Below are 24,725 nucleotides of genomic sequence, written 5' to 3' on the forward strand. Positions count from 1 at the left end.
GGTGGGGGTGTAGGTGGTGTGGTTGGTGGCGTTTGAGCAGCCTGCGCCCAGGAGGGTGAGGCAGATGGCTAGCGCGGCGGCTCGGCGTGCGGGTGTCGGGGCGTGCGGGTGTGCGGCGGCATCCGTCTGGTGGCGTGGGCTGGCGTGTGGCTTGTTGGGGTGTGTGGGCATGTTGGGGGTGGCCTCCTCGTTGAGGGCCCGGGTGGGGGTGTCGGCGGTGTGCCGACGTTGCGCAACCGTACCGTGACCCTTGTTGTTGTTGCTACCTGGCCCGTGGTGCCTGTGGAAAACCCGGGGCGTGCGGTCGGTGGAGCCCGCGGGCCGCCTGGCTGTGCCGGCCGGCTGGCCCTAGTGACGTTTTACGACCTTGGGGTACATTCCACGACCACCCCGGGGTCGTTAAACGCACCCCAGGGTCGAAAAACGCCGAGTGAAGACCCCGGGACATACCTCCCGCCGGTCGGCGCAGGCGGCGCGCCCGACCGCCGACCGACCCCGGTACACAAAGGTCGGCGCCCGTCTCCATGGACGAGCGCCGACACAGAGGCTTGAATCGGGCGCTGAAGCCGACGCGGCGCCGCGCTTAAGGCGTGAGTCAGATGCCGAAGCCGACGCGGCGGGGAGAGGCCTCGCCGATCTCGATGTAGGCGAGCGAACCCGCCGGGATGAACACCTTGCGACCCTTGTCATCGGTCAGGGTGACCGCGGAGGTGGCGGCGTCAGCCACGGCCGCGAGGACCTCCTCTTGGGAGGCAGAGGTCTCCAGCTGGAGTTCGCGAGTCGAGTGCTTGATTCCGATGGTGACCTGCATGGGTACTCCTTGTGTCCAGGACTCGGGTCGCAAAACCTGTAAAGGCAACGGCCCGCGGTGGGGTGTCTGGCCCGATCCTATGGGCCTTGCTGTCGCAAAGGCTTGCCCGGCCCACCACAATCCGGGCCGTTTCGCGCCGCGCGGACAGCAAGCCACCGTCGCGCGTCTAAGTCCGCGACCGGGACGGGGCTAAGGGACCGCCGCGACACGTCCAAGACCGTCGCGCGAAGACCGATACTCAGACGACGTTAAGGGCGTTCCATTCATGTCGGACCCCCGTGGTGAGATGGGCACATGACCAGCCCCACCGGCGCCCCCCGCCTCCTACCCCCGCTCGCGCAGCCCCCGCTGCCCGAGCCGGACGCCTCCGCCGCCCGGGTGCTCGCCCGTGCAGCAGACGGCGCGAATCTCGTCGTCCTGGGCGCCCCGGGCACTGGCAAGACCACGACCGCCCTGCGCCTGCTGGTCGAGGCAGTGACCGACCGCCACAAGGAGGCCCTCCTGCTGGCCCCCACGCGCGCCCGCGCCGACCGCCTGCGTGAGCGCGCTTCCCACCTGCTCAGCCTCGCCGGCGCCTCCTCCGGCACGGTCCGGGTACGCACACCCGTCGGCCTGGCCCTGACGATCCTGACGACCTCGTTCACCCAGCGTCCCGACCCGCTGCCCGCCCCGGTCCTGCTTGCCGGGGCGGAGGAGGACGCCGCGCTGGCCGGGCTGGTGCCGGGCGCCGGCTGGGGGGACCTGCCCGCCGAGGCCGTCGAGTCGCGTGCCTTCCGCACCGAGCTGCGCAACCTGCTGGCCCGTGCCGGTGAACTCGGCGTCACCGCCGAGCAACTCGCCGACCTCGGTGCCGAGCTCAACGTCCCCATCTGGCGGTACGCCGCCCCACTGCTGCGCACCTGGGACGCGCAGGGCCGCCCCAGCGCCGCCAACCGCTCCACCGTCCGCAAGATGGACTCGGCCCGCTTGCAGGACCGCGCCCGCGAGGTCCTGGACACCTGGGACGCCGACGGCGTGCGTGTGCCGCGTCCGGTCCCGGACGTCGTCATCGTCGACGACTACCAGGACTGCACCGCCGCCACTGCCCGCCTCCTGGTAGCGCTCTCCGGGCCCGACTCCGATGGCCACCGCACCCAGATCGTCGCCCTGGGGGATCCAGACGCCGCCGTCGAGGTCTTCCGCGGCGGCAACCCCAGCCTGCTCAATGCCGCCGAGGACCGCTCCGGGCTCGCCGCCGAGCGCCTCATGCTGCGTACGGTCCACCGCGGTACACCCGAGCTGGCCCGGGTCTGGGCTGCGCAGGCCGACCGCATCCCCATCACCGGCACCGCCACTCACCGACACCCCGAGTACGCGAACGGTACGGCTGCCGCCGGTGCATTCGCCGACCGCTCCGCCGCTGCTCCCGCTGCCCCACAGGCGAACCGTGGGGGAGACGAAGATGACGAAGCGGGATGCGGAGGCGCACCGGATGAGGGGAGTGCGGTCGGCACCGAGCTTCATCCGGCTCCTCCCAGTGGCGTTGAGACCCTCATCGCCTCCGGCCCGCTCCAGCAGACCGCCCAGATCGCCCGCATCCTGCGCAGCGAGCACGTCCACCACAACACCGCCTGGGACCAGATGGCCGTGATCGTCCGCTCCGCGGGCACCGCCCGCGCGGTCAGCCGCGAACTACGTCATCACGGCGTACCTCTGGCCTCCACCACCCCGGCCGTGCTGCTGCGCGCCGAGCCGGCCGCGGCCGCCATCATCAACGCCTGTCGTGCCGCACTGGCCGGAACCCTCGGAGACGCCGACACCCCGCCCGAGTGGGCCACTGCTTTCGACCTGCTCACCAGCCCCCTGATCGGGCTGACCAACCTGGACCTGCGCCGGCTGCGTCGTCGCCTGTGCGCCGACCGCCCCGCCGAGGCCGGCCGGGATGAGAACCTGCTCGGCGTCCTGGCCACCCCCGCGGCCGCCACCGCACTGGTCCGCGAGCTTGCCGACGAGCCCCTCGCCGAGCAGGCCATGCGGCTGGAACGCGCGGCGCGCGTCGTCGCCGCCCTGCGGGACGTGGTCGAGGCCGCCCGGGAAGAGGAACGCCTGATCGACGCCGAGGCGCTCATGTGGGCGGCCTGGCAGGCCTCGGACTGTGCGGAGACGTGGCGCGCCATGGCGCTGGCGCCGCATGCCACGCGCGCCGCCGCGCTCACGGCCGAGGCGGCCGAACATGACCTGGACGTGGTTACCGTGCTGTTCAAACGCGCCGAGGTGTGGGCCGAGCGCCACCCCGGTGCTGCGGCAGGCGACTTCTTGAACGAGCTCGCGGCGGAGGTACTGCCCTCGGACACGGTGGCCCCGCAGGGCATCCGCCCGCCCGGCGTCGCCGTCCTGACCCCCGCCGCCGCGGCCGGAGCCCAGTGGGAGGTGGTCGTCGTCGCCGGGGTGGAGCGGGACGCGTGGCCCGACCTGCGGCTGCGCGACGGATTGACCCGCTCCGGCCTGCTGGTCGATGCCGTCACCGGCCGTCTCCCGCTTGCGGCCGACGGCAGACGGTCGGCCGACCAGGACCCGACCGAGGCTCGCAGCCAGGTCCGCGGCGACGAGCGGCGCATGTTCCTGTCCGCCATCTCCCGCTCCGGCCGCCGCCTGATCGTCACCGCGGCGCTGGACGGAGACTGCGCACCCTCCTCCTTCCTGCTCGAGGTCGCCGAGGCGACCGGGCAGACGCTCTTCAACGACGACGGCGAGCTCGAGCCCCGGCCGGATGTTGCCGACCTGACCCTGCCGGGCCTCGTGGGGGAACTGCGCGCCGCAGCTGTAGCCGGCCGCCTGGAGCGGGCCGACGCCGGTGCTCGCGCCCGCGGCCGGCAGGCCGAACAGCTGCTGGCCGCGCTCGCCCGCGACGGCGTCAGCGCCGCCGACCCCGCCAACTGGGCCGGCCTGGGGCAGCCGACCTCCACCGCCCCCCTGGTCGGCGCGGGCCAAGAGATCCGCATCAGCCCCTCTGACGTGGACGCGATCAGCCAATGCCCGCTGAAATGGTTCCTCCAGCGCAACGGCGGCGGTACCGGCACCAGCGATGCCCAGAGGATCGGCATGCTCGTGCATGGCCTGGCCGAGCGCGCCGAACGGGAGGGACTGCGCGGAGAGGTGCTGCGCCAGGCCTTGGAGGACGCGCTGCCGGAGCTGGGCTACCCGGACACCTGGCTCGGCAACCTCGCGCGGCAGCGCGTACGCGACATGATCGACCGGCTCGACGCCTACCTTGGGTCGGTCACCGCCCCCGCCCTGGTGGAGCAGACGGTAGACGTCCACCTGGATCTGCCGGTGCCCGACGATGGCGAAGAGGTAGGCATCGCTGCTGGGGATGGCGAGCCCCAGGCGCGCGCCGACGGCGGGCGTGCAGTTGACGCTGAGGCCGGGGCCATTGGCGGTGGGCCCGTGGCCGCGGGCGAGCGGATACCGGTGCGCATACGCGGGCGCATCGACCGCCTGGAGTTCCTCGACGGCACCCCGCCCGACTCATCCGCGGACGGTGTGCTGCCCGCCGGGCAGGGGCAGCGCGTGCGCGTCATCGACTTCAAGACCGGCAGTGGCAAGCTAGATGTGCCCAAGCGTAACGCGCAGCTTGCAACCTATCGCATGGCGCTGGCCGCCCTCGGCTACCAGGTTGATGGCACTGGGCTCGCCTTCCTCGGTGTGAAGCCACGCGGTACTGATCCCGGCCCGAAGATCCTGCCGAGCGGAATGGTGCTCGAGTCCAGCCCCAATCCGGACACCGGAGAGGAGTGGGACGTGGAGCTGCTCGCCCGCGCCGCACGGGACGTCTCGGGTGCCAGCCTTATCGCCCGCAGCGGGAACCACTGCCAATGGTGCTCCCTCAAGACCAGCTGCCCCGTCAACCCCGAAGGAAGGAGGACCGTGGCATGAGCGCTGCCGACCTCACCCCCGAAGTCCTCGCCGAGAAGCTCGACCTGCCCCGCCCCACCGCGGAGCAGTCGGAGATCATCGGCTACGAGCTGCGGCCCCTGCTGGTGGTTGCCGGCGCCGGCAGCGGCAAGACCGCCACCATGAGCCAGCGCGTCGTCCACCTGGTCGCCACCGGTGCCGTTCGCACCGACCAGGTGCTAGGACTGACCTTCACCCGCAAGGCCACCGCCGAGTTGGCCGAGCGCGTCTCCGTCCGTCTTGCCCAGCTGGCCGAGAAAGGTGACATCACCGGCCTCGACGACGTACCGGAGCCGACCGTGGCCACCTACGACTCCTTCGCCGGCTCGCTCGTGCGCGAATACGGCCTGTACGTCGGCGCCGACCCGGACGCCACCCTGATCACCGAGGCGCGCAAGTGGCAGATCGTCACCGACATTCTCGAGCGGCGCACCGACCCGCTGCCCATCGACAAGCTCTCCACGGCTGTCAAGACCGTGCTTGACGCGGACAACGCCCTGTCCACGAATCTGCTCAGCATTGAGGACGCCCGCGAGCAGTTGACCGATCTATACGAGCTTTTCGATGGTCTGGCCAACGCAGGCGGTGTGGGCGGCTCCAGGCCGGGTAAAGATGTGATACGCAAAGCGCCGGAGCGTATGAAGAATTGGCTGGGAGTGCTGGAGGCGGTACAAGATTTCCGCGACTACAAGCGCCGGCACGGACTGGTCGACTTCGGCGACCGGCTAGCGCTGGCCTGCCGCATCGCCGAAGAGGTGCCCGACGCCGTGGCGGTCATGCGCGCGCAGTACCCGGCGGTGCTGCTGGACGAGTTCCAGGACACCTCCGTCGCCCAGGTGCGGCTGCTCTCCGCCCTATTCGCGGGCCAGGGCGTCACCGCCGTCGGCGACCCGAACCAGGCCATCTACGGCTGGCGCGGTGCCAGCGCCGGCGCGCTGGACACCTTCCACGACCGCTTCAACCCCTCCGGCGTGCAGGCCGTCGCCGGTGGCGGGAACCCCGAAGTCGAGACGCCGGTGCTGCAGCTGTCCACCGCTTGGCGAAATGATTCGGCAATCCTTGCCGCCGCTAACGTCGTCTCGGGTCCTCTGCGCAGCCACGAGTACCAGCCGGGTGACGCGGAAGTCAAGCACATCGATGTCTGTGAGTTGCAGGAGCGAACGGCCGAAGCGGGCCTCGGTGCGGGACGGGTAGTAGGTGCCTTCCTTGCCGATCCATTGCAGGAGGCCGAGACGGTTGCCGAATTCATGCGCGAGTCATGGAGTCCCAAGGCGCAACTTGCTGTTTTGGCGCCAACCCACAGTCAACTCGATGTAGTGGCGAGAGTTCTGCAGAATTGGGGAGTGCCCTACCAGGTGGTGGGATTAGGTGGTTTGTTGACCATTCCCGAGGTTGCAGACATGCGTGCTCTCTTGGCTGTGGCCGCCGACCCAGAACGTGGTGACTGGCTGATGCGACTGCTCGTGGGTGCCGACATCGGCACTGCCGACCTGCGAGCATTGCAGCGCTTCGCACGTGAACTGGCTCGCCGTCGCGACCGGTCAGGCGGTGCAGGAATGGGCGTTGAGCATGGCGTTGTGAAATCTGCTGAGAATAACGCCCAAGGGCCTGCTGCGGAGCGGGCAGAGGATGTCGCCCTCTCAGAGGCGATAGAGGAGCTCGCCCGCCTTGATGACGCCGGCGGCGCCCACAACAATCGGTTCTCCCGGCGTGCTCCGGTTCAGCCGTCTACAGCTGTGGCCGGTCTCAGTGAGTCTGGACGTCAGGCCGCGTTGCGGATTGCCCGGGCTCTGCGCCGGGTACGCGGCGCACTTGCATTGCCTCTGCCAGATTTGGTGGCGGTGGCCGAACAGGCCCTGGGAATGGATATCGAACTTGCCGCACGGGTGAGTGATCCGATGGGACGGCGTGCTCTGGATGCCTTCCGTAAAGTTGCCGAGCAGTACACCACCGATGCCGACGTCCCCACAGTATCGGGATTCCTGGAGTTGCTCAATCTACTTGAAGAGAAGGAAGACGGCTTGGATGTCCCTGAAGTCGAACCGAGCCCCGGTGCCATACAGCTCTTGACCATACATGCCGCTAAAGGGCTGGAATGGGATCGGGTCGCCGTCATAGGTATGTCTGAGAAGTCATTTCCCCACTATAAAATCGCCCCGTCTGCAGACGGTAGGCTGATAGACAAGTCCTGGATGGGATACCAGGATGAGTTTCCACACCCGCTGCGAGCGGACGCGGACCAGTTACCGCCATTCAAGCTCGGTGACCTCGCTGCCGGGCTCAGCGAAGGCGCAGCGCTTAGCAAGGATGACAAGCAGACGATCAGTGACCGTCTGGATGAATACCTCTTCGCTTTGGGGCGCAACACGATCGCCGAACAACGTCGCCTCGCTTACGTGGCTATCACGCGGGCACGCTATGAGGTGCTGTTGACCGGATCTCACCTGGCGAAGACCGCTAGTAAACCTAACCCCATGTCGCGTTTCATGGCCGAGCTACGGCGGCGCGAGCTGGTCGGTGAGTTCCCCCCTGGATTTACCGAGAGAGATCCTGAGGCAGTCAATCCGCTGACCAATCTTGTAGAGGAGGCCCCCTGGCCGGTTACGCACCCGGCCGCCCCTGGCTCGGAGCGGGCCGCGCGCATTGCCGTCGCCGAGGCCGTCGGCCGCGCCATGGCGGCCCCCACCGCAGCCTCCGCGGGCGAGGCCCTCCGCGGCGGGCATCCGGCGGGGGAGGGCGCCACCGACGGGCGCGTCGCCCGCTGGTGGGAGGACGCCCGGCTGCTGCTGGCCGAGCGCGACGCCGCCGCGGCCGAAACGCCCACGGTCCGCCAGCCCGCCCACCTGGCCGCCACCCGGCTGGCCGCGCTGCGCGATGACCGGGACGGCTTCGCACTCGACCTGCGCCGCCCCCTGCCGTCCCAGCCGCAATCCACCGGCCGTCTAGGCACCGTCTTCCACGACGCCATCGCCCAACGCCTGACCAGCCAGGGCCCGCTGTTCAGCCTGGAGGACGCCGGCGTCCCGGACACGCTCGCCGACTCCGACCGCAAGCGTGTAGAGCGCTGGCTCAAGGTCGCCGCCGAGCATCCGCTGCTAAACGGCTACGAGCTGGTGACCACTGAGGATTCCCTTGAACTCACCCTCGGCGACACCACCCTGCGCTGCCGCATCGACGCCATCTTCCAGCGCCCCGGCAGCGAACATTTCCTGGTGGTCGACTGGAAGACCGGACACCAACGCGTGCCGGTGGACCAGCTCAGCGTGTACGTGCACGCCTGGGCCGCGAAGAAACAGATCCCCACCGACCAGATCCGCGCCGCCTACGTCTACGTCGCGGACGGCGGAGAAGTCGACGAACTGGGCGAGGAGGCCTTCCTCTCGCTGGAGGAGATTCGGCGCAGCCTGGACCTGCAGGCTCAATGGGCGTCTGAGCCGTCCCCATCGGCTTCTGCATCGGTACCGTCGTCGACGCCCTCGTAGTCGGCGTCTTCGTCGGCGTCCTCCTCGACCAGCACCATCTTGACCTCGCTGGTGGTGGCCTCTGGCTCCGCCGGCTCCTTGACCCCGGCCACGGGCGCCAGGCGCGGGCCGATCTGCTCCACCAGCGGCTCATCCCCGACCTGGTCTGCCAGGTCCGTCAGCATCGCCACGGCGTCGTCAATGATCGATTCGCTGTGGGAACGTACCCCGTGCCTGAGCCACTCGGCCAGGCTCAGTTCACTGACCAGCTCCGCCCGGTCGCGCAGGTGCCGGTCCACGCCCTCGGTGCGCGCCAAGTCGTAGGCGGACTCGATCGAGTCCAGGCAGTCCACGGGCACGGAGGCGTACACCCACGCCATGTCCTCGGCCGGGTCGCCCACATGCACCTGGCCCAGCCCGCGCACGGCCACCACCGCGCCGCCCGCCGTCAGCACGTTCTCCGGCGCCAGGTCACCGTGCACCACCACCGGCCGGAAGCGCCACAGGGCCGTGTCCTCCAGCGCCACCTCCCACCGGGCCAGCAGCGACGGCGGCACCTTGCCGGTCCCGGCGGCGTCGTCGAGCAGGTTCAACCAACGGGTGCGCACGTCGTCGGCGTCGTAGACGGGCAGGCCCGCCTCGGAGACCACCGTGGTGGGCAGGTCGTGCAACTCGCCCAGCGCCTTGCCCAGCCCCGCGGACAATCCCGGCCCCGGGCGCAGCGAATCGACGTCAATGGGCCGCCCCTCCAGGTGGGAGCGCACCTGAATGTAACTGCCTTCCAGCCGCAGCGTACCGGCGGGGCGGGGCACATCGAAGGACAGTCGACCGTCGTCGACGATCCTCCCGATGCGTCGCAGTACCTCGGCCTCCGCCTCCAGGGTCGCGCCGGTTGCGTCCGCGTGAGTCTCCAGCACCTCCCAGTGGCGGCCCCGGGTGTCGACGACGCCGACCACCCGCAGGTCGGCGGAGCGCTCCTGAGGCAGGGCCAGGCGCGCGGGGTCCAGCCCGGGCACGGCCACCGCGGCCAGGGCCGCCAGGGCCAGTGGCGAGCGCTCGCGGGCGGACTCCGCGTCGGGTGCAGACCCACCCGACGCGGCGGCGCGAGGCGACTCGGAGGCGGAAGCGGGGGTGGACGGTCCGGCGGGCGGCTGTGACATGACTCCACCGTAAGCGAGGAACCCGCCGGACGGGGTGGCGCCGCGCCCCGGCGGCCGCCCACCATTCAGGCGATTGCCAGACGGCCGTCACCATCGACGCCCCCGCGCCGGCGGCCGGAGTTTTCCACAGGCCGCCGAGACGGAGTGGCGTCGATGCGCAGTTGTGACCTATGGTCACGGCGTGGCACTGCTCAACGCCGAGTCAGCGCCACACAAGACACCCGCTGGCGAGCGCCCCGCCAGCGCCCAAGCAACCATCAACCGTTAGGCCCGCCATGGACGCCGCAGCCCTGCTGCACTCCGAAATCCGCGAACTCGTCCGCCGCCGCGGCGTCGACCCGCTCACGGATGCCACCGGCCTGGAGGCCCTCGTCGCCGAGGCCAGCGCCGACTACCTCGCCCGCGCCGACGCCGGCCTGGTCCCACCCCTGCCCGACCCCGACGACGCCGGTGCTCGCGCCGTCGACGCGCTGGCCGGCCTGGGCCCACTACAACGCTACCTGGACGACGACACGGTGGAGGAGATCTGGTGCAACGCCCCCGGCCGCGTGTTCATCGCCCGCGCCGGCCGCCCCGAACTGACCACCACCCTGCTGGAGGATGAGGAGCTGCGCGTCCTGGTGGAGCGGATGCTGCGCGCCTCCGGGCGCCGTCTGGACTTGGCCAGCCCCTTCGTGGATGCCCAACTGCCAGGCGGCGAACGCCTACACGTGGTCATCCCACCCATCACCTCCCACCACTGGGCGGTCAACATCCGCAAGCACACCTCTCGGGCCGCGCGCACCAGCGACCTGGTGCGGATGGGGTCACTGACCGCGCACGCCGCCGCCTTCCTGGACGCCTCCGTGCAGGCCGGCTTGAACATCCTCGTCTCCGGCGCCACCCAGGCCGGCAAGACCACCATGGTGCGGGCCCTGGCCGGCGCCATCCCCGCCGGGCAGCGGGTGATCACCTGCGAGGAGGTCTTCGAGCTGGCGCTGCGCAACCGGGACTGCGTGGCCATGCAGACCCGCGCCGCCAACCTGGAGGGGGCCGGCGAGATCAACCTGCGGCGCTTGGTCAAGGAGGCGCTGCGCATGCGTCCGGACCGGCTGCTGGTCGGCGAGGTGCGCGAGGCGGAGGCCCTGGACCTGCTGATCGCCATGAACTCCGGCATGCCGTCTATGTCGACATTGCATGCCAACTCCGCCCGGGAGGCGATCGTCAAGATCTGCACGCTGCCGCTGCTGGCGGGAGAGAATGTTTCCGCAGGGTTCGTCGTCCCCACGGTGGCCGGCGCCGTCGACCTGGTAGTCCACCTGGACCTGGGCGCCGACGGCCACCGCCAGGTGCGGGAGATCGCCGCCCTGTCCGGGCGGGTGGAGAACGGCACCATCGAGATGTCCGACGTCTTCCACCGCGACGCCGCCGGCCGACTGGTGCGTGGCCCGGGGCTGCCGCGCGCCGCCGAACGCTATACCCGCGCAGGCCACGACCTGGCCGCCCTGCTCACCGGTGACGCAGTGGAGTCCCATCCGGGCCTGCGCGCCGGGGCCGGCGGGCGTACCGGGACGGCGGGGGCCGCGGGGGAGTGGTCCTGATGGGCGCCGTAGCCGGGCTGCTGGGCGGCAGCGGCATCATCCTGATCTGGCTCGCCCTGACCAGCGAGCCGCCCCAGTGGCGTTCGGCCCGCCAACGGCACCTGGCGGACCTGCTCGTGCAGGCCGGCGTCGGCCGCACCAGTCCCGCCCTGTTCGTCACCGGCAGTCTCGGGCTCGGACTCGTGGTCGCACTGGTCTTCCTGGGAGTCTCCCGCGCCTGGCCGATTGCGGTGGCCTTCGGTGCGATCGCCGCCGGCGCACCGTTGCTGGTGGTCTCCTCCCGAGCCCGCACCCGCCGCACCAACCTGCGCGAGGTCTGGCCGGAGGCCGTCGACACGCTGGTGTCGGGCGTGCGCGCCGGCATGAGCCTGCCCGAGGCACTGGCCAACCTCGGTGAGCGCGGACCCGAACCGATCCGGGAGGAGCTGCGCGCCTTCGGCGTCGACTACGCCACCACCGCCCGCTTCGACCAGTCCCTGGACCGGCTCAAGGCCCGCTTCGCCGACCCGGTGGCCGACCGCATCGTGGAGGCCCTGCGGCTGGCGCACGAGGTCGGCGGCAACGACCTGACCACCCTATTGCGTTCGCTGTCGCGGATGCTGCGGGAGGACCTGCGCACCCGCGGCGAGTTGGAGGCCCGCCAGTCCTGGACCGTCAACGGGGCGCGGGTGGCAGTGGCCGCGCCGTGGATCGTGCTGGCACTGCTGTCCACCCGCCCCCAGGCGGCCGCCGCCTACGCCACCGCCACCGGCGCCCTCATGCTCGCCGTCGGCGGGGTGGTGACCGTGATCGCCTACCGGCTCATGCTGCGGCTCGGGCGCCTGCCCGAGGAAGATCGGGTGCTGCGATGAGTCCCGGCCTCGCCGGCGCCCTGGCCGGGCTGCTCGCCGCCTGCGGCATCCTCTCCGTCATCGAGGCCGTACGGCGCCACCGCCCCACCCTCGCCTCCCGCCTGGAGCCATACGTGCACCCCCGCTCGGCCACCTCGCGGCTACTGGCCGGCGCGCCGGCCGCGGACGGGCAGACCGTCAGCGCCGTGCTGCTGGGCACCGTCACCCGCCTGGGCGGCCTGCTGGAGGCGATCGGCTCCTCGGCCGACTCGGTGCGTCGGCGCCTGGCCCGCTCCGGGACCGGCCTGACCTATGAGGAACTGCGCACCCAACAACTGCTGTGGGCGGTGGCCGGGCTCGCCGTCGCCGCCGGGAGCGGACTGGCGCTGTCGCTCCTCCGGCGGGTCAACGTGCCGCTGCTGATCGTGCTGGCGCTGCTGGCCGGCGTCGGCGGGGCGGCCGCCCGCGACTGGTGGCTCACCCGCACCGTGACCCGGCGCTGCGAGCGTATCGAGGCGCAACTGCCCGACGTCGTCGAACTGCTCGCGCTCGTGGTCGGGGCCGGGCAGGGGCCAATCGCGGCCATCGAGCGGGTCGCGCGCGTGGGGCACGGCGAACTCGTGGAGGAACTGGAAGTCACCCTCGCCGACGTTCGTTCGGGCACCGTGCTGTCCACCGCCCTGGCCCACCTGGAGCAGCGGGTCGGTTCCCTGCAGGTCACCCGCCTGTCGGAGGCGATCGCCGTCGCCCTGGAGCGCGGCACCCCGCTGGCCGACGTGCTGCGCGCCCAGGCCGCCGACGCCCGCGAGGCCTCCCGACGCGCCCTGATGGAGGAGGGCGGGCGCCGCGAGATCGCCCAGATGGTGCCCGTCGTCTTCCTGATCCTGCCCATCACCGTCGTCTTCGCCCTCTTCCCGGGCCTGTTTGTGCTGCGGATCGGCCTATGAACTGACTCCCCGCGCCGGTCGCGCCGCGCGCCCGCGGATTCCGGGCCGCCCGAAACCTCCCCACCGCCAAACCCTCATCCACCACCCCCTCCACGGAAACGGAGAATCCCATGCAAACTCTCAAGCGCCTCAGTATTCGCCTGCAAACCCGGCTCCACCACTTGGACGACGAGCGCGGTGACGTCCCCGGCTGGGTGCTGGTCACCCTCATGACCGCGGGGCTGGTCGTCGCCCTGTGGGCGGTGGCCGGCCCGGCCCTGATCCAGGTGTTCAACGACGCCATCGCCAAGGTCTCCGGTGCCATCTGAACGGCCGGGCCGGTGCGCCCGCGGGCACGTCGGGCGCGGTGAGGCGTACGGGCCCGGCGGCCGGCACCGGCCGGATACCCGCCGCATGGCCATCGAGCGCGGCTCGGCCGTAGTCGACTTCGTACTCGTCGGCGTGCTCGTCGTCGCCGTGTCGGTGGCGCTGCTCCAGCTCGCCCTCGGCCTGCACGTGCGCAACCTGCTCACCGATGCCGCCGGAGAGGGCGCCCGCCGCGCCGCGCTGGTCGGCGGCACCACCGCCGAGGCGGATGCGCGTGTGCGCGCCCTGGCCGACGCGGCACTCGCCGACGGCTACGTCGACGCCGTGAACGTCACCCGCACCCGGGTCGACGGCGTGGCGGTGGTACGCGTGGACGTGACCGCCCCACTGCCGGTGCTGGGCCTGCTCGGCCCCGGCGGGACGCTGCACGTCACTGGGCACGCCGTCGACGAGGCCGTCCTCGTGGGCGTGGACGGAGACGAACCATGAACCGGCGCGCGCAAAGCCGACCGCACACGCCGGTCGAGCCGTCGGGGAGGCGTTGGTCTGGTCGCCGGGCCCCCGGCCCGCGCCTCCGCCGGGCCGGACGGCGCGGCGAGCCGGAGGCCGGCAACGCCGCGGTGGAGTTCATCGGGTGGACGGTGGTGCTGGTGGTGCCCGTGGTGTACCTGCTCGTCGCCCTCGCCCAAGTGCAGGCCGCCTCCTTCGCCGTGGCCTCCGCCGCCGACGCCGCCAGCCGCATCCTGGAGGTCGAGCCGGGGGAGGCCGCCATCGCCCACGCCCGCACCGCGGTCGGTCTGGCGCTGTCGGATCAGGGCGTTGACACCGACCCCGCCACCGCCCTGAGCGTGGGCTGCGCGGACGCCGCCTGCACCGGGGCGGTGGTGCGCGTACAGGCGGGCGTGGACCTGCCGGTGCTCGCGTCGGCCGGGGTGGGGCGGGACGTCGTCGTCGTGGATGCCGAGCGCGCCGTCACCCTTGCCGTCAGCAAGGGAGGCGCACCATGATCGCGCGGAAGCGCTGCCGGGCCGCCGCCGCCCGGGTGCGCCGGACGGCCGCCGCGGAGGACGGGCAGACCCTGCTGCTGGGCGTCGGGCTGGTCGCCGTCGTCGCCGCATTGATTCTGGCGCTCGCCTCCGCCAGCGCCGTCTACCTGGACCTGAAGACCCTCACCTCGCTGGCGGACTCGGCCGCGGTCGCCGCCGCGGATGCGATCGACGACGCCTCCTACTTCGCCGGAGACTCCACCACGGCCGGCCCCGGCACGCTGTCGGCTGCGGGCGTGCGGGCCGCGGCCGCCGCCGACCTGGCCGGACAACCGGTCGAGCTGACCGGGGTGCAGATCACCGAGGCCGCCAGTCCCGACGGCACCACCGCCGTCGTCACCCTGACCGCGCATTCCCAGCCGCCCTTCCTGCCCTGGGGCGTAATCCCCGCAGCGGGCTTCACCATCACCGCGACCGGCACCGCCCGGGCCACCACCAACATGTGAAGGCGCGGGGCCGAATGTCCGGATTCGGCATAAACGGGTCCGAAGCGGCCAAGAGCCGTTTCCGGATCGTTGGAATCAAGCCGTTTTATCGGCGGTCAGAGAGTGCGCGCCCGACGTTCCTGCCGGATTTGGACATTCTTCAGCGGTGGCCTCGCCCGCCGGGCCCATACTGGGCCCATGACAGACCCCGAAACCGCGCCCGCGCTGCGCGACGACGACGCCTACGCCGACTCCATCATCGACTTCGTCACCGCCTCACCCACCTCCTATCACGCAACCGCGGAGGTCGCCCGCCGCCTGGACGCCGTGGGCCTGACCGCCGTGGACGAGCGCGAGCCCTGGGGAACCGACCTGCCCCGCCGCGGTTACACCCGCCGCGACGGCGCCATCATCGCCTGGCTGCTGCCCGAGCGCCTGGACGCGGCCGCCGGATTGCGGATCGTCGGCGCCCACACGGACTCACCCGGCCTGCGGCTCAAGCCTCACGCCGCCATGGTGCGCGACGGCGTGCAGGTGCTGAACGTCGAGGTCTACGGCGGGCCGCTGCTGAACTCCTTCCTGGACCGCGAACTCGGCCTCGCCGGCCGCCTGACCACCTTCGACGGCACCACCCACCTGGTGCGCACCGGCCCCATCGCCCGCGTCGCCCAGGTCGCCCCGCACCTGGACCGCAGCGTGAACGAGTCCCTGCACCTGGACAAGCAGGCCCATCTGTTGCCGCTGTGGACCCTGACGAGCGGCAAAACGAGCGATGCGGCGGTGGCCGCCGACACGGCCCCGGCGGGCGCCGCAACCGACGCGGCCGGAGCCGGGAATGACGCCGCGTCCGCCCTGCCCGGCCCCGACGCGCCCGAGCATTACCTGTGCGAGCTGGCCGGCATCGACCCCGCCGACCTGGCCTTCTGCGACATCCTCACCTACCCCACCGAGGCGCCGGCCCGCTTCGGCCGCAATGGCGAGTTCCTCGCCTCCTCCCGCCTGGACAACCTCTCCTCCGTGCACGCCGCCCTGGTGGCGCTGGAGGCACTGGCGCACGAGGGTGCAGACGCCGGGATCGCCGGCCCGATCGTCTTCATCGCCAATGACCATGAGGAGGTCGGCAGCGGCACCCGCACCGGTGCCGCCGGCCCGTTCCTGCAGACCGTGCTGTCCCGCCTCGCCGGGGCCATGGGGGTCACGGGCGACGCCTACGCGGCGCTGCTGGCCCGCTCGGTGTGCGTCTCCGCCGACGCCGGCCACGCCGCCCACCCGAACTATCCACAGTTGCACGATCCCGCCGTGCGCCCCGTCCTCGGCGGCGGGCCGCTGCTGAAGATCAACGCCCAGCAGCGCTACGCCACGGACGCCACCGCCGTAGCCGCATGGGCGCGCGCCTGCCGCGCCGCGCACGTCCCCAGCCAGGACTTCGTGTCCAACAACGCCGTGCCCTGCGGCACCACGATCGGCCCGCTCACCGCCACTCGCCTGGGCATCCCCACCGTCGACGTCGGCCAGGGGCTGCTGTCCATGCACTCCCAGCGGGAGATGTGCGCGGTTTCCGACGGCGTCCGCCTCGCCCGGGCCATGCACGCCTACTGGCAGGGCGCCTGAACCCCAGAGGGCGGTGCGCCGCCCGGCCCCGCCCGCTTAGCCGCGCCGACCACCGGCCGCGCCACAAGACGACGGTGCCGGGCAGCCGCTCAACGCAGCCGCCCGGCACCGCCTGCCTTCAAGCGCGCACCGGCGGCTCAGCGCCAGGCGCCGCGCCAGTACTGGATCGGCAGATACGCGGCCTGCCAGTCGTTCACGCCCAGCTCGTGAGCCCAGCGCACCGGCAGGTACGGGTCGCGCAGGGCCGCCCGCCCGGCGGCGACGGCATCGGCCAGGCCGGCCACCAGGATCTGCTCCGCCTGCATGCCGGAGTCGATGATGCCGACGGCGACCACCTGCGGTTGCCCTCCGCCCGGCGTCGTCATGCCGTCCACGGCCTGCTTGACCCGGGCGGCGAAGGGCACCTGGTAGCCGGGGCCCGCCGGCACCTGGGCGGGCGCGTTCCCGCCGGTGGACACGTGCAGCACGTCCACGCCGGCCGCCACCAGCTGCCGCGCCAACTCGGCGGTGTCATCCCCGGTGATCCCGCCCTCGGTCCAGTCGGTGGCAGACAGGCGGATGTCGAGGACCTTGTCCTCCCCGATGGCCGCGCGCACCGCCCGAACCACCTCCAGGGCGAAGCGGCGCCGCCCCTCGGCGGAGCCGCCGTAGGCGTCGGTGCGGGTGTTGGACAGCGGCGAGAGGAACTGGTGGATCAGGTAGCCGTGGGCGCCGTGCAGTTCCACCACGTCGTAGCCGGCGGCTACGGCGCGGCGGGCGGCGTCGGCGAAGGCCTGCACGGTGTCGGCGATCTCCGCGGTGGTCAGCGCGCGCGGCACCGCGTGGCCGGGGTAGGCCACCGCACTCGGCGCCACCAGATCCCAGTCGGGCAGGGTGCCGGAGCGGGCCCCCTCGACGTCGGGCCGCCACGGGGGCGTGCCCGCCTTACGGCCGCCGTGGCCCAGCTGCACGCCCGCCAGTGCGCCGCCGGCGTGGATCGCCTCGACGATGCGGCGGTGGCCGTCCACCTGGGCGTCGTCCCACAGGCCGAGGTCGTAGGGGGACAGGCGTCCCGCGGGAGTGACGCCGGTGGCCTCGACGATCACGGTGCCGAAGCCGCCCTGGGCGCGCGAGCCGTAGTGCACCACGTGCCAGTCGGTGGCGATGCCGTCCTGGTTCTCGACCGAGTACATGCACATGGGTGGGAGCCAGAGGCGGTTGCGGGCCGTGAGCCCGCGCAGAGAAAGGGGCTGAAGGAGCTGTGGATTCGCCATGGCGTCACGCTACGCGCGCCGACCGTCGACGGCCAGGGGTGCGGTCGGGATCACTGCCGCCCACCCACGCGGGCTCGATAGCCTTGGCACATCATGACCACTTCCGCCCTCGCCCCCTCCCGCCCCGTCCCGTACGGCGACCCCGCGCACACGCCCGCCCCGATCACCCGGCGCGTCGACGACGTCGCCCTCGTATTCGAAGGCGGTGGCATGCGCGGCACCTACACCGCGGCGCTGGTGCAGGTGCTGCTGGAGGAGGGGCTGTTCTTCCCCTGGGTGGGCGGCATCTCCGCCGGCACGACCAACACCGTCAACATGGTCTCCCGCGACCTGTGGCGCACCCGTGAGGCCTTCGTCGGGCTGACCACCGACCCCGACGCGGGCGGGTGGGGCAGCTTCGCCCGCGGCCAGGGCTACTTCAACTCCGAGCACATCTACCAGCACACCTCCCTGCCGGACGAGCTGTTCCCCTTCGACTGGGACACCTTCAAGTCCTCCGCGGCCACCGTGCGCCTGGGCGCCTTCCGCTGCGACACCGGCGAGGAGGTCTACTGGGGCCTGGAGGACATGGACGTCATGGAGGACCTGCTGGTGCGCTGCCAGGCCTCCTCATCCATGCCGGTGCTCATGCCCACCGTCCACATCGACGGCGTGCCCTACCTCGACGGGGCGCTCGGCCCCACCGGCGGTTTCCCCACCGACGCCGCCGCGGCCGACGGCTACGAGCGCATGCTCGTGGTCTCCACCCGGCCGGCCGGCTACCGCAAGCCCGCCGAGAAGCGCGCCGCCGCCTACCGGCGCATGTTCCGCAGGCAGCCGGAGGTTGCCGAGGCCATCATCAACCGGCCCGACGGCTACAACCGCACCATTGAGGAGCTGGAGCAGGGGCGCCGCGAGGGGCGCGTCTACCTGTTCCAGCCCGACCGCATGGCGATCGAGAACGGTGAGCTGCGCTACGACCGCGTGGTGAGCGCCTACGAGGCCGGCCTGGCGCAGGCCCGCCGGGAGCTGCCCGACATCCTTGAATTCCTCGGGTTCTGAGCCCGACGGCGACCGCCGCCGGGCGGTGGACGACGACGCTGTGACAATGTCAACGTCTGGTTTCGTTGGCGTCACGAATGAGGTCATGCTGTTCTTGGGGCTCGTACCGCCCAAACCCGGGCGGGCCACGGCCTGAATGGAGACATCTATGACCAATAAGCCCAAGATCGGGATCGTGCTCGGCTCGGTGCGGGAGGTTCGCCTCGGCGAGCAGATCGCCCAGTGGGTGCTTGAGCACGCGCGCGCCCGCGGCGACGCCGACTACACCATCATCGACGTCAAGTCCTTCGACCTGCCCCTGTTCACCTCGCAGGTTCCGCCAATGATGGCGAACAAGCAGTATGACGACCCGCGGGTGCAGGCCTGGTCAGACGCCATCGACTCCCAGGACGGCTTCGTGTTCGTCACCTCCGAGTACGACCACGGCATCCCCGGCGCCTTCAAGAACGCCACCGATCACCTGTTCTCCGAGTTCCAGAACAAGACCGTCGGCTTCGTCGGCTACTCCGGCGACGGCGCCATCCGGGCGGTCGAGCAGTGGCGCACGGTCCTGGGCAGTTGGAGCATGCACGTGGTCTACCCGCCGGTGCAGCTGATCCTCGTCACGGACACTACGGCGGACATGGCCACCTTCACCCCCGTGGACCGGCGCGACGTCCAGTTGGCCGAGACCCTCGACGCCGTCGTCGCCTCCATCGCCGCCCGTCAGGGCTGAGACGCGCCGGGCCTGCCCGCGAAGCCGAAGGTGGTGATCGCGGGCACGGGCCGGCCGCCGTCGAGCGCCGCGGCCAGCAGCCGCAGGACCTTCAGTTCGTGCGGCGGGACCGGCTCGGGCAGTGCGTCCAGCGCAAACCACCTCAGGGCGCCGGACTTGTCCGGCTCCTGGATGTTGGGTGTGCCGCGCCAGCGAGTCAGGGTGAAGAAGAAGTCCGCCCGCTGCTCGAGGGCCGGCCCGCCGACGGCGTTGCTGCGGTGCATGGCGGTGAGCGGCATCAGGTCGCCGGGGGCGACGTCCAAGCCCAGCTCCTCGGCGCCTTCCCGCACGGCCGCCGCGGTCACCGACTCGCCGGGCTCGACGTGCCCCGCGATCCCGGCGGCCCAGTGCCCGTCCATGAAGCCGGTGTTGCGGCGCAGCTGCAGCAGTACCTCGGTAGCGGCGGCGCCGTGAGGCCAGCCGGCAGGGGAGCGGGGCGCGCGGTCGACGCCGACGGGATGGCCGGCGCCGAGTGCCTCCGTGGCCATGGCTGTGGAGGCGTCCTTTCGGGGACGCAGCAACAGCACGTAGGCGGCGGGCACGAGCGCGAAGGGCGCGGCGTCGTCGGGGCCGGCAGGGCGGGGGAGAGCGGGCATGCCAGCACGCTAGCGCAGCGCTGCGGCCTCGTGGCATTCACGCCGGAGCCCTACGGGGTACACAGGCGGCACATAACTGGGATCACCAGACTGGTCGGCGACCAGCAAGCCGATGCCGCGGCGGCGGTGGAACATGCGCACCGTCGTCGGGCGCCGGCAGCACACCTGAAGGAGATCCCCATGCGTCTCAGCCGTACCACCGAATACACCGCCGACCTCGACGACGACCGCTTCTGCATGCGGCGCCGCTCCGTGCTGCTGGGCGGACTCGGCCTGGCCACGGTCGGCGTGCTGACGGCCTGCGGCCCCTCCAACGACTCCGCCTCCACCGCCACAGCCACCACCGAGGCGGCCGCCGACGCGGACACCACCGCCACCTCCGCCGACGTGGAGGCCGCCGTCGGCCCGGAGTACCACGAGGCATCCGAGTCGAACACCGCCCTGTCGGGCGGTTCCTGGACCGGCTCGATCGGCGACAAGGAGATCACCCTGAGCGGCGCCTACCTCGTCGACGGCATCGCGGCCACCATCGACGGCGGCACCTTCGAATCCGCCAGCGGCGACGAGACCGTCTTCCTGGTCGTCAACGGCGGCAGCCTCACCGTCACCAACGCCCGCGTCAACAAGTCGGGCGACGCCTCCACCGACGGCGAGCACGGCGTGGACGACTCCTACAGCTTCTACGGGCTCAACTCCGCGATCGTGGTCGTCGGTGAGGGCAGCAGCGCCAGCATCGACCAGACCACGCTGACCACCGACGCCTCCGGCGCCAACGCCGTCGTCGCCACCGACGGCGCCACGGCCGAGGTCACCGCCTCCGCCATCGCCACCACCGGCGAGTCCTCCCGCGGCCTGCACGCCACCTACGCCGGGGCGATCACCGGCGCCAACCTGACCATCACCACCGAGGGCGCCCACTGCGCCGCCGTCGCCACCGACCGCGGCTCCGGCACCGTGACGGTGGACGGCACGAACACCTTCACCACCGCCGGCGACGGCTCGCCCTGCATCTACTCCACCGGTGAGATCACCGTCTCCGGCCTGACCGGCACCTCCGGTCAGGGGCAGGCGATCGTGGTCGAGGGCAAGAACCACGCCACCGTCTCCGATTCGACGTTCACCACCGACTCGGAGACCGCCGGCGTCATGCTGTACCAGTCCATGTCCGGGGACGCCGCCGACTCCGACGCCGCCACCGAGACCTCCACCCTCGCCCTGACGAATGTGTCGTTGACCTGCAGCCGGGACGTGCCCATCCTCTACGTCACCAACACCACCGCCGAGGCCACGCTCACCGGCTGCACACTGGAGACCACCGGCGGCCTGGCCACCGCCGACGAGGACCGCTGGGGCAATTCCGGCTCTAACGGCGGCACCCTGACCCTCACCCTGGACGCAACCAGCTTCGATGGCGCCATCACCGCCGGGAGCACCTCCGCCATCACCGTCAACACCACCAACGGCGGCACCGCCACCGGCACCACGTCCGGCGACGTCACCGTCTCCTGACGCCGCGGTTCGCAGGGCCCCTTGCGGCGTGTGTGGCGCGCTTGAGGCCGGCACTTGTCATGGAATGCACCTCTTTCTGCGTCTGCTTCCTGAGGGGTCTCCGCGCTCACCGCAGAATCATGCGACTCGATGCGGCGCGCCAGGGGCGGTTGCGGTTGAAAGTGGTGCATTCCGTGACAGGCGTACCTCGTCTAGCGGCCGCGGTGTGCCGCGGGTACCGGCGTGGGCGTGTAAGCGGCGGTTGCACGGGCGAGTGGGGAAGGCCTTTGACGTGTGGGCTAGCCATTAATAGGGAATTGGAGGAATCCCACAAGTTGCGCTCGCGGATCCGAGCGGCAAACGGCGGTGCGTTGCGGGCCCTCGCGCCTCTACGGTGGTGGCATGAGCACAAACATGCGCCCTGCCGTCCGCTCCAGCACCGCTCCCGCCGCGGTGCCCCTGGCCCGCCGCGTCGCCCGCGAGGCGGCGCTCATCATCGGTGGCGCCGCCGCCATCGCCCTGATCGGTCAGATCGCCCTGCCACTGCCCTTCACCCCGGTGCCGGTCACCCTCGGCACACTGGCCGCCCTCGGCGTGGGCGGCGTGCTCGGCTCCCGGCGCGGCCTGGCGGCCGTGGCCCTGTTCGCCGCGGCGGCCGCCCTCGGAGCCCCGGTGCTCGCGGGCTGGAGCGGCGGTATCACCGCCTCCTTCGGGTACGTGCTTGGCTACGGGCTCGCCGCGCTGCTCGCCGGCCGCGCCGGAACGGTCGCCGTGGGCCGCGGTACGCCGGCGGTCCTGCGGGCGGCGGCGGTGCGCGTGGGACTCATGCTCGCGGCCTCCGCGCTGGTGTATGTGCCCGGCCTGCTGTGGCTCAAGGCCGCAACCGGCGCGCCGTGGAGCGCGGTGTTCGTCATGGGGTTGGCGCCGTTCGTGGTGGGTGACCTGCTGAAGTCCTTCGCGGCCGCCTTCGTGGTCCGCCCGGAGGCGCTGCGCTGACTCGCCCCACTCCAGGATCCTGAGACCGGCCGTTCGCATTACGGTTGGCAGCGATAGGACTGAATCATGACCTCCCCAGCGCAAACCCCCAGTTCCTCCCAACCCGCCGACCCGACGCCGGCTCCCCGCCGCAACGACGAGGACCGCTCGGCCTACATCGCCGTCACGGTCTTCCCCTTGCTGATCCTGCTGGCCTTCGCCGCCGCGATGCTCGCCCCCGAGGCGCTCAGCCCGCTGTCCGCCGGCACCAACTACGCCCTGGGCATCATCATGTTCGGCATGGGCCTGACCCTGACGGTCCCCGACTTCGCCCTGGTGGTGCGCCGCCCCCTGCCGGTGCTGGTGGGGGTGGCCGCCCAGTTCGTGGTCATGCCCCTCATCGCCTGGACCCTGACCCGCATCTTCCAACTGGACCCGGCCCTGGCCGCCGGCGTCATCCTGGTCGGCTGTGCCCCCGGCGGCACCTCCTCCAACGTCATCTCCTACCTCTCCCGCGGTGATGTGGCGCTGTCGGTGACCATGACCTCGATCTCCACGCTGCTGGCCCCGCTGCTCACACCCCTGCTCACCCAGTGGCTTGCCGGCCAGTACATGCCCGTCGACGCCGGCTCCATGGCCATGTCGATCGTGAAGATCGTGCTGGTGCCCGTCATCGGCGGCCTGCTGATTCGTGCCTTCCTGGGCCGCTTCGTGGAGCCGCTGCTGCCCGCGATGCCCTGGATCTCCGTGCTCGGCATCTGCTACGTGGTGATCGCCGTGGTCTCCGGCTCCGCCGACAAGATCGCCTCCGCCGGAGCGCTGGTGCTGCTGGTGGTCGCCCTGCACAACTGCCTGGGCTACCTGCTCGGCTACGTGATCGGCCGGGTGACCAGCCACGACGAGAAGGCCTCGCGCACCACCGCCATTGAGGTCGGCATGCAGAACTCCGGCCTGGCCGCCGGTCTCGCCGCCCAGTACTTCACTGCGGAGGCCGCCCTGCCCGGCGCGGTCTTCTCCATCTGGCACAACCTCTCCGGCGCCGTGGTGGCGGCCCTGTTCCGCCGCCGGGACGCCCGCGCCGCCAACTGAGACCTCGCCCGACGACGGCGTGTGCCCGCCCACTGCCGCGGGCGCACGCCGTGGCCTCGCGCGGAGGCGATGGTTCACGGCTGGGCGCTCGCGGATTCCCCGGAGCGGGCGGCGGGTTCGCCTGCGAGTAGTCCGGTTCCGGGGCCTGCCGCCGGACCAGCGGCAGGAATGTGGCAGAGGTTACTCGCACGGCCGGTAGTGGCCGGTTCTGCGCCGTCCATCGTTGGACATAACCCCCGGCCTTGACGTCCTGGGTGTCAGGGGCGTTTCGAAATGCGGGTATCGTGAGACGGTCCGTTCGGTCCCAAGGTCGCCCGCGGGTGGCTGCGTCTGGGCGGCACTGTCCGTAGCCGCACCGGAATCGGCTCCCACGCGGGGCCCGGCCCTCCGGCGGCCCGCCAAAGAGAAGACCGCATGTTTCCGTACCTAATGCGCAGGCTCGCTAACTACGCGATCCTGTTGTTCATAGCGACGTCGCTGGCGTACTTGCTGGCATCAGCGTCCTTGGACCCCGCCAACAACTGGAACCGCGAGGATACGACGCTGAACTGGGATGCGATCAACGCCGCTCTCGTCCAGTACAACATCAGTTCAGACCTACCGGTATGGAGCCGCTACGTCACCTGGCTCCGCGAGGTAGTCACCTCCTGGAATTGGGGTATGACGCCGAAGGGCGAGTCGGTCAACGCGTTGCTGGGAACGAAGATTGCGGTCTCGGTTCGGCTGGTGTTCCTGGGAGCCGTGATCGGTATGGTCGGCGGTGTGGCTCTGGGCGCCTGGACGGCGACTCGTCAGTACAAGCTCTCCGATCGGACGGTGTCGCTGCTGGCCATGATCCTGATCTCGACGCCGGCGATGGTGTTGGCGATCCTCCTGCAGGTGCTCGCCGTCCACATCAACCGGACCACCGGCTACCAGATTTTTGAGTTCACCGGCGAGGGTGAGGGCTTCCTGGGACGGGCGCAGCACCTGCTGCTACCGACGCTTTCCATGTCCTTGGGCTCGATCGCCTCCTACTCCCGCTACCAGCGCAACCTCATGCTCGACACCCTCGGTGCGGACTACGTGCGCACCGCGCGCGCCAAGGGGCTGCGCAAGCACCAGGCAGCCACCCGTCACGCCCTGCGCACCGCTCTGATTCCCATGGCCACCTACTTCGCATTCGCCATGGCCGGCCTGTTCACCGGTGCGGTCATCACCGAGCGCGTCTACGGCTGGCACGGCATGGGCGAATACTCCATCAGCTCGATCTCGAGCTACGACATCAACGGCATCACGGCCGTAGTCGCGTTTTCCGGCCTGTGCACGTTGACCGGCGCGTTGCTGTCCGATGTCTTCGTCGCGATCGTTGACCCACGGGTGAGAGTGAGCTGACCGACATGCATGACTCGACTCGCAATCCAGCCGATGCCGTCCACC

At 71.2% G+C, this 24,725-nt stretch carries 20 protein-coding genes; 16 read left to right on the forward strand and 4 right to left on the reverse strand.

From position 1 onward, the window contains the following. Positions 1-595: 595 nt before the first annotated feature. Entirely contained in the window at positions 596-811 is a 216-nt protein-coding gene (locus BN1056_RS03520) for a DUF3107 domain-containing protein (protein WP_073327391.1), read from the reverse strand. Positions 812-1,105: 294 nt separating this feature from the next. Here BN1056_RS03520 and BN1056_RS03525 point away from each other — a divergent pair, with 294 nt between their 5' ends. Both BN1056_RS03525 and BN1056_RS03530 read left to right on the forward strand, forming a co-directional pair. Then, positions 1,106-4,726 carry a UrvD/REP family ATP-dependent DNA helicase gene (locus BN1056_RS03525; RefSeq protein ID WP_210579112.1) on the forward strand — a complete coding sequence of 1,207 codons (3,621 nt, stop codon included), beginning with the start codon at positions 1,106-1,108 and terminating at the stop codon, positions 4,724-4,726. Then, positions 4,723-8,226, forward strand: coding sequence for an ATP-dependent helicase (locus BN1056_RS03530; RefSeq protein ID WP_210579113.1), 3,504 nt, complete (start codon positions 4,723-4,725; stop codon positions 8,224-8,226). Before BN1056_RS03525 ends, BN1056_RS03530 begins: the two co-directional genes overlap by 4 nt. Here the strand turns inward: BN1056_RS03530 and BN1056_RS03535 are convergent. Then, positions 8,163-9,365 carry a phosphotransferase gene (locus tag BN1056_RS03535; protein ID WP_210579116.1) on the reverse strand — a complete coding sequence of 401 codons (1,203 nt, stop codon included), beginning with the start codon at positions 9,363-9,365 and terminating at the stop codon, positions 8,163-8,165. The two genes, BN1056_RS03530 and BN1056_RS03535, sit on opposite strands and share 64 nt — an antisense overlap. 275 nt (positions 9,366-9,640) lie before the next feature. Here BN1056_RS03535 and BN1056_RS03540 point away from each other — a divergent pair, with 275 nt between their 5' ends. From BN1056_RS03540 to BN1056_RS03575, 8 genes are all read left to right on the forward strand, one after another. Next, positions 9,641-10,945, forward strand: coding sequence for a TadA family conjugal transfer-associated ATPase (locus BN1056_RS03540; RefSeq protein WP_210579118.1), 1,305 nt, complete (start codon positions 9,641-9,643; stop codon positions 10,943-10,945). After that, positions 10,945-11,796: a type II secretion system F family protein gene (locus BN1056_RS03545; RefSeq protein WP_210579121.1), complete on the forward strand. Its 852-nt coding sequence runs from the start codon at positions 10,945-10,947 to the stop codon at positions 11,794-11,796. The genes BN1056_RS03540 and BN1056_RS03545 overlap by 1 nt, the downstream gene beginning before the upstream one ends. Then, complete coding sequence (locus tag BN1056_RS03550; RefSeq protein WP_210579123.1) at positions 11,793-12,722, forward strand: type II secretion system F family protein; 930 nt, start codon at positions 11,793-11,795, stop codon at positions 12,720-12,722. Before BN1056_RS03545 ends, BN1056_RS03550 begins: the two co-directional genes overlap by 4 nt. Positions 12,723-12,832: 110 nt before the next feature. Then, positions 12,833-13,030 carry a hypothetical protein gene (locus tag BN1056_RS03555; RefSeq protein ID WP_073327381.1) on the forward strand — a complete coding sequence of 66 codons (198 nt, stop codon included), beginning with the start codon at positions 12,833-12,835 and terminating at the stop codon, positions 13,028-13,030. 85 nt (positions 13,031-13,115) lie between these two features. Beyond that, positions 13,116-13,517, forward strand: coding sequence for a TadE/TadG family type IV pilus assembly protein (locus BN1056_RS03560; protein WP_210579125.1), 402 nt, complete (start codon positions 13,116-13,118; stop codon positions 13,515-13,517). Then, positions 13,514-14,035 (forward strand): peptidase T4, encoded by a 522-nt coding sequence (locus BN1056_RS03565; RefSeq protein ID WP_244671486.1) that lies wholly within the window; start codon positions 13,514-13,516, stop codon positions 14,033-14,035. Before BN1056_RS03560 ends, BN1056_RS03565 begins: the two co-directional genes overlap by 4 nt. After that, positions 14,032-14,520 (forward strand): glycosyltransferase, encoded by a 489-nt coding sequence (locus tag BN1056_RS03570; RefSeq protein WP_210579126.1) that lies wholly within the window; start codon positions 14,032-14,034, stop codon positions 14,518-14,520. The genes BN1056_RS03565 and BN1056_RS03570 overlap by 4 nt, the downstream gene beginning before the upstream one ends. Positions 14,521-14,697: 177 nt before the next feature. After that, on the forward strand, positions 14,698-16,110 hold the full coding sequence (locus tag BN1056_RS03575; protein ID WP_210579127.1) for a M18 family aminopeptidase: 1,413 nt from the start codon (positions 14,698-14,700) through the stop codon (positions 16,108-16,110). A 137-nt stretch (positions 16,111-16,247) separates the two neighbouring features. Here BN1056_RS03575 and BN1056_RS03580 read toward each other — a convergent pair whose 3' ends face one another. After that, complete coding sequence (locus BN1056_RS03580; protein WP_210579128.1) at positions 16,248-17,363, reverse strand: NADH:flavin oxidoreductase/NADH oxidase; 1,116 nt, start codon at positions 17,361-17,363, stop codon at positions 16,248-16,250. 93 nt (positions 17,364-17,456) lie between these two features. Between BN1056_RS03580 and BN1056_RS03585 the strand changes: the two genes are divergently transcribed. Beyond that, positions 17,457-18,404, forward strand: coding sequence for a patatin-like phospholipase family protein (locus BN1056_RS03585; protein ID WP_210579129.1), 948 nt, complete (start codon positions 17,457-17,459; stop codon positions 18,402-18,404). 148 nt (positions 18,405-18,552) lie between these two features. Continuing rightward, positions 18,553-19,119 carry an NADPH-dependent FMN reductase gene (locus tag BN1056_RS03590; protein ID WP_073327365.1) on the forward strand — a complete coding sequence of 189 codons (567 nt, stop codon included), beginning with the start codon at positions 18,553-18,555 and terminating at the stop codon, positions 19,117-19,119. Here the strand turns inward: BN1056_RS03590 and BN1056_RS03595 are convergent. Continuing rightward, positions 19,110-19,754 carry an NUDIX hydrolase gene (locus tag BN1056_RS03595; protein ID WP_210579130.1) on the reverse strand — a complete coding sequence of 215 codons (645 nt, stop codon included), beginning with the start codon at positions 19,752-19,754 and terminating at the stop codon, positions 19,110-19,112. The two genes, BN1056_RS03590 and BN1056_RS03595, sit on opposite strands and share 10 nt — an antisense overlap. 180 nt (positions 19,755-19,934) lie before the next feature. Here BN1056_RS03595 and BN1056_RS03600 point away from each other — a divergent pair, with 180 nt between their 5' ends. From BN1056_RS03600 to BN1056_RS03615, 4 genes are all read left to right on the forward strand, one after another. Then, a complete protein-coding gene (locus tag BN1056_RS03600; RefSeq protein WP_210579131.1) occupies positions 19,935-21,263 on the forward strand; it encodes an autotransporter outer membrane beta-barrel domain-containing protein in 1,329 nt (442 codons plus the stop codon). Between the two features lie 381 nt (positions 21,264-21,644). Next, positions 21,645-22,238, forward strand: coding sequence for a biotin transporter BioY (locus BN1056_RS03605; RefSeq protein WP_210579132.1), 594 nt, complete (start codon positions 21,645-21,647; stop codon positions 22,236-22,238). A gap of 66 nt (positions 22,239-22,304) precedes the next feature. Then, on the forward strand, positions 22,305-23,306 hold the full coding sequence (locus tag BN1056_RS03610) for a bile acid:sodium symporter family protein (protein WP_210579133.1): 1,002 nt from the start codon (positions 22,305-22,307) through the stop codon (positions 23,304-23,306). Between the two features lie 414 nt (positions 23,307-23,720). Then, positions 23,721-24,680 (forward strand): ABC transporter permease, encoded by a 960-nt coding sequence (locus tag BN1056_RS03615; RefSeq protein ID WP_210579134.1) that lies wholly within the window; start codon positions 23,721-23,723, stop codon positions 24,678-24,680. Positions 24,681-24,725: the final 45 nt, after the last annotated feature.

This window comes from Actinomyces succiniciruminis (assembly GCF_900002405.1).
In the GTDB taxonomy this organism is placed as follows: domain Bacteria; phylum Actinomycetota; class Actinomycetes; order Actinomycetales; family Actinomycetaceae; genus Actinomyces; species Actinomyces succiniciruminis.